The sequence below is a fragment of the Bartonella sp. OC68QHHN genome (assembly GCF_042193875.1).
Taxonomy (GTDB): Bacteria; Pseudomonadota; Alphaproteobacteria; order Rhizobiales; family Rhizobiaceae; genus Bartonella; species Bartonella grahamii_A.
This window is the reverse complement of the sequence record NZ_JBHIME010000061.1, coordinates 1-4,248: the sequence shown is the minus strand read 5'-3', so window position 1 is coordinate 4,248 and position 4,248 is coordinate 1. Positions and strand designations below refer to the sequence as shown.

6 protein-coding genes and 1 rRNA gene are annotated in these 4,248 nt (G+C 40.7%); 3 read left to right on the top strand and 4 right to left on the bottom strand.

From position 1 onward, the window contains the following. From ACFIJ0_RS07195 to ACFIJ0_RS07185, 3 genes are all read left to right on the top strand, one after another. Positions 1-487 (top strand): 23S ribosomal RNA (locus ACFIJ0_RS07195); the annotation flags it as partial. Positions 488-750: 263 nt separating this feature from the next. Beyond that, complete coding sequence (locus tag ACFIJ0_RS07190; RefSeq protein ID WP_375624436.1) at positions 751-885, top strand: hypothetical protein; 135 nt, start codon at positions 751-753, stop codon at positions 883-885. Positions 886-1,368: 483 nt separating this feature from the next. After that, positions 1,369-1,494 carry a hypothetical protein gene (locus tag ACFIJ0_RS07185; RefSeq protein ID WP_375624434.1) on the top strand — a complete coding sequence of 42 codons (126 nt, stop codon included), beginning with the start codon at positions 1,369-1,371 and terminating at the stop codon, positions 1,492-1,494. Between the two features lie 70 nt (positions 1,495-1,564). Here ACFIJ0_RS07185 and ACFIJ0_RS07180 read toward each other — a convergent pair whose 3' ends face one another. The 4 genes from ACFIJ0_RS07180 to ACFIJ0_RS07165 all read right to left on the bottom strand — a co-directional run bounded on the left by ACFIJ0_RS07180 (position 1,565) and on the right by ACFIJ0_RS07165 (position 4,155). Then, positions 1,565-2,212: a hypothetical protein gene (locus tag ACFIJ0_RS07180; RefSeq protein WP_375644073.1), complete on the bottom strand. Its 648-nt coding sequence runs from the start codon at positions 2,210-2,212 to the stop codon at positions 1,565-1,567. Continuing rightward, positions 2,196-2,321, bottom strand: coding sequence for a hypothetical protein (locus tag ACFIJ0_RS07175; RefSeq protein WP_375624430.1), 126 nt, complete (start codon positions 2,319-2,321; stop codon positions 2,196-2,198). The genes ACFIJ0_RS07180 and ACFIJ0_RS07175 overlap by 17 nt, the downstream gene beginning before the upstream one ends. A 7-nt stretch (positions 2,322-2,328) precedes the next feature. Next, positions 2,329-2,625 (bottom strand): hypothetical protein, encoded by a 297-nt coding sequence (locus ACFIJ0_RS07170; RefSeq protein WP_375624428.1) that lies wholly within the window; start codon positions 2,623-2,625, stop codon positions 2,329-2,331. 441 nt (positions 2,626-3,066) lie between these two features. Next, positions 3,067-4,155 (bottom strand): DUF3792 domain-containing protein, encoded by a 1,089-nt coding sequence (locus ACFIJ0_RS07165; protein ID WP_375624426.1) that lies wholly within the window; start codon positions 4,153-4,155, stop codon positions 3,067-3,069. Positions 4,156-4,248 lie beyond the last annotated feature (93 nt).

Sequence of the window (4,248 nt, the reverse complement as noted above, 5' to 3'; positions counted from 1 at the left end):
CCCCCCCCCACATTCTATCATGGTGATTGTGGGAATATAATTTATTTAAAAAATTAATGATTTTTCATTGAAAAGCTTCTCGTTATATAACAGATAAAGCGCTTCGTAAAGGCAATCATGGATATTTGATCTATTAAGTTAACATAAAATACACTCGGGTATTTGCACCACCTTGGCCATGAATATGGGTTAGTTTTCAAACTCGACGGATTCAGTCTGACGCTTGCTTGGTGCTAGAAGGTTGAGAGGAGATGTACAGGTATTGAATTGATCCCCCCCCTAGTAAATGGTAGCTTTAACTATAACGATCTTAAGGTAGCAAAATTCCTTGTCGGATAAGTTACTCCCTGCATGAATGGCATAAAGGACTTCTTCGTTGTTTCCAACCTAGACTCAGTGAAATTGAGTTTGCTGTGAAAATGCAGTTTTTTGCGGTTAGACGGAAAGATAGCAAAGTCCATTAACCATTATAAAATTCCTTTTTTTGTACGGCACTGTTCAAGATAAAACCTAAAATGCCTGCGATCATTGTGGCGATGCCAACGATAAACAGCGTGCTTTGGATATCGATGCACATGGACAAAACCGGCTCCTATGAAGCCAATACATACGGATGTTTGTATGATGAGAGATAGGCGGGCATTTGACTGTTTCGCTGTTCTTTTTGAATGGCTTTCATCATAAAGCTTTCTATCAGGGCATTTTGCACGCCGTTTGCACCCCCAAGGATGAAAAAATGAGCCATACAATGTGCATGAAGGAAAAGCAGAAAATGCTAAAGCCAATAATGCACCAGCGGCATTGCCAAAGCGGTGGAAAAGGCTTGAGAAACAGAGTGGACCAACCACGAGGACAAGACTTATCATGTTTGTGATCATTCCATAGGTTTCAGCGCTTAAGTTGAGATCCGTACGAATGCGGACAATCGACAACACATTAAGAGCTGAGGTGAGGATGAGGGTGAGGATGAGGGGAGCAAGAGCATAGACAACATTTTTTTTAAGCAAGAGACCCATTAAATCTAGCCCTTTTTTGCTTTGCGGCGCTGTGTTGATTGTTTGCGTATGAAGTTTTAGACTTTTAAAACAAAAGAGAGTGATGAAGGTTGCACAAAGAACCATGATTGAAAGCGCAAACAATCCTTTTTGCCCGTTTGATAGACCATACAACACATCCCCTAACAGTGGTCCGGCAATGTAACCAAGATTCCGGACTGTTTGGATAATGCGGTTTATACAGTCTAGTTGCTGATCATTGTTTGCAAATTCGGGGACGGAAACGAGGATTGCGGACTAAAAGATTGAGCCAGCACAACCTAGTGCGAAAGAAAGTGCAATATAAACCCAAAACTGGTTGGCGATTGCAGCTGTGGCTATAAAGAGTGCTTCAAACAATAAAACAATGGGGACTGTTTGTGCTGGTTGGAAGCGATGCAAGAGGCGTGGTGCAATTGGTCCCACACAAATTGCGCCGGCCCTGATAACAGGAGCATGAAAATAGATGCTGTGCTTTCTGCTAAGTGTAAAGCAAATGTAATTTGCGCTGTATCATGCAGGTTATCATTTCATTTTGCTATGTCAAGTTTCTTTCCCGATGAAAGTTGAGACAGGAAGCTATGTAAATAATCGCTATACTCAAAACTGGCGCAATGCCTGTTTGCTGCGAGGAGCAGTTCTTTTGTTTCAAGCAAGGGAACCCATTGCAGCGTAGCGGATGAGTGAAGAGAGATTTCACTTTCAATTTCAGAGACGTTAACAAGAGGGCGACCGACGCATAAACGCGAACTTGTATCGCAAATTAATTGAGAAATGAGTATATGGCGTTTTAAGGTGCAATTTGCAATTGCAGCGTTTAGCGCGGAGTGTTGAAAAGCATTATCAGGGTTTAAACTTGCTCTTCCTGATGCACGCACGTCAGGTTTTGTCTTATCATCAAGATGGAGAAAATGCATGACATCTTCTCTATGATGTTGCGCATCGTGTGCCATTTCCCAAAAAGAGATATTGACATTACGATCTCTACAATTTTGCAGCGCAATTGCTGTGGATTTATGCTCCTTATATTCAGGATATTTTAGCCCTTGGAGGTCTTTTCGTGTGCTGGTCCATGCAAACATTGTCTTGTCATCTTGGAGAGTAAAACCAAAATTATGCGCGTGATCTACATGGACTCCAACATGAGTAGAAGAATATCGGCTAAATGAAGCAGGCAATATCCACACGTCCACCGGGTCTAAAACCTAAAGAATGTGCTAATTGATCTGCAAAGTGTTTTGCTGCATCCCACAGAAGAGGGATTGCAGCGTATAATCCATAATACATGACCGGCTCATTCTTGCCCTTCGGTATATTGGTCAACGCGGGCAGTGTAGCCTTCTATAGTTCTATCTGTGTCAAAAACGAGAAATTTTGGAAGAGGATGTGTGCTACGTACTCCATTAATAACTGTTACTACTTCGGATTTAGGATTAAGTGCTAAGAGTTGATTTGGATTCTCTGTATATTGCCTTAGAGCATCCAAAACATCCCCTTCATGGAAAGAGATGTTTGAAACCGATAACTCAGCTGCTTGCTTAGCCCAAATTTTTTGAGAAAAGTCTTTAGAAAACAATTCAAATATGCTCATTAAACACGCTTAACTTTTTTAAATTTGGATGTATAAGCAGATTTGCACCAACAATACATCACTAAACTTCCAGTGAACCATTCATATCAAGCTCATTTTGATAAACTTGAATATTGCTGCGTTGAGCATATTTAGTACCCCCTTGTTGGCTGAAGCTCCTCAGTAACTAATTCAATAACGTTTTCTACTTCCATTAAGTGAAATATTCATATATTCTCCCCCTTATAGTTGATAAAAAAATCAATGATAACTAAAATAAAAAGATTACCATTCGCTCCACCCTAGTATGGGTTTTATTTTTGTCAAATACAATGTTTATTGCAAAGAGCATCTTAAAGAAGAGGGCTGAATTTTAAAGTGATCAAGAAGAATTTACAAAAAAAGCTGTACACTCTGTACAGCTTTTTTTTGTTGGTTTTATACTTTCTGAACCACAAGTTTTTAAAACTTGAAAGAGTCTCTACGGCTTCTATAACCATAATAGCCAAACACACTCGAAATAATGGCACCAATCAGGCTGCCTAGAAAGCCCCACCATCCCATATTGGAGGCTGTTTTTGTGGCTTTAGTTGCAGTGTTTTTTGCTCCCTTGATAGTATCCTCAAGATTGTCGGAGAGTGTTTCTGCCTGTTCTTCAAGGGCTTCAATTGCCTGAGCAGTTCTTGCCTCTGCTGTCTGATAAATATGAAGCGCATTGTTGGCTGTTCTTTGTGCATCCGCACGGGTCATACCATCGTTCATAAGGGTATTGACGATATCACTTCGATTAAATTTTGTCGTGAGATCTTCTACACGATCAGACAGGCGCTCACCAAGATTTTTTAAAGTGGTGCGATAGTGAGAAGGATCATTTTTGAAAGCTGTTATCGCAGAACCAATATCGTTGAGTGCAGCTTGATAGGTTTGTTTCAAGCGATCAGGGTTGAGAGCAGGAATGTCGCTTTTATTGAGAAGAGTGCGCAATTCATTATCAAGTTGGTCAAAATTGATGCTATTGTCACTGTTCTTTGCAAAAAACTTTTCAAGACTTTCGCTGTTTAATTTTGCAAGTATAGGGGAAATATTGGTTTTGAGGCTGGCAACGGTTTGTTGGACCATGGAGCTGTTTTCTGGAGCAGTTTTAGCTCCTATCTTTGCTGTACTAGAAACCATGTGAATGGCTTGGAGGGTCATCAATAATGTTATGAGAGCCCAAGTGAGAAAGCCATGAAGAGTCCCTGACGATTCAGCAAAACGTCCCGCTACAAAGCCTCCCAAGGCTAGGCTAATCACGGTAACGATAACAGAACCTACGCCAAAGGAGAGGAAAGAGCCTTCAAATGGCGTTGAAGAGGTGAAATCCATTTGGCTTAAGCCTAAAGCTGCTACCAGAAAAGAGAGGCAGATTGAAGTGGCTAGGGCTGTCACAAGTCCCGCAAAAATTGCGGACCATGAAATCGGCGTGTGAAAAAATGGATATTTTGTTTCTAGAGATCTGTCTCCTAGAAAATTCGTATCAAATGGTGTGTCTTCAGGAATGCGAGTTTCCATGTTGTATCTCCTTGAATATGCTGGAGATACAATGTCTTTTTGACAATTATGTTCCAAAAGCGGTAAAGAAACCCTAAAAAGGTAGAGGAAAAT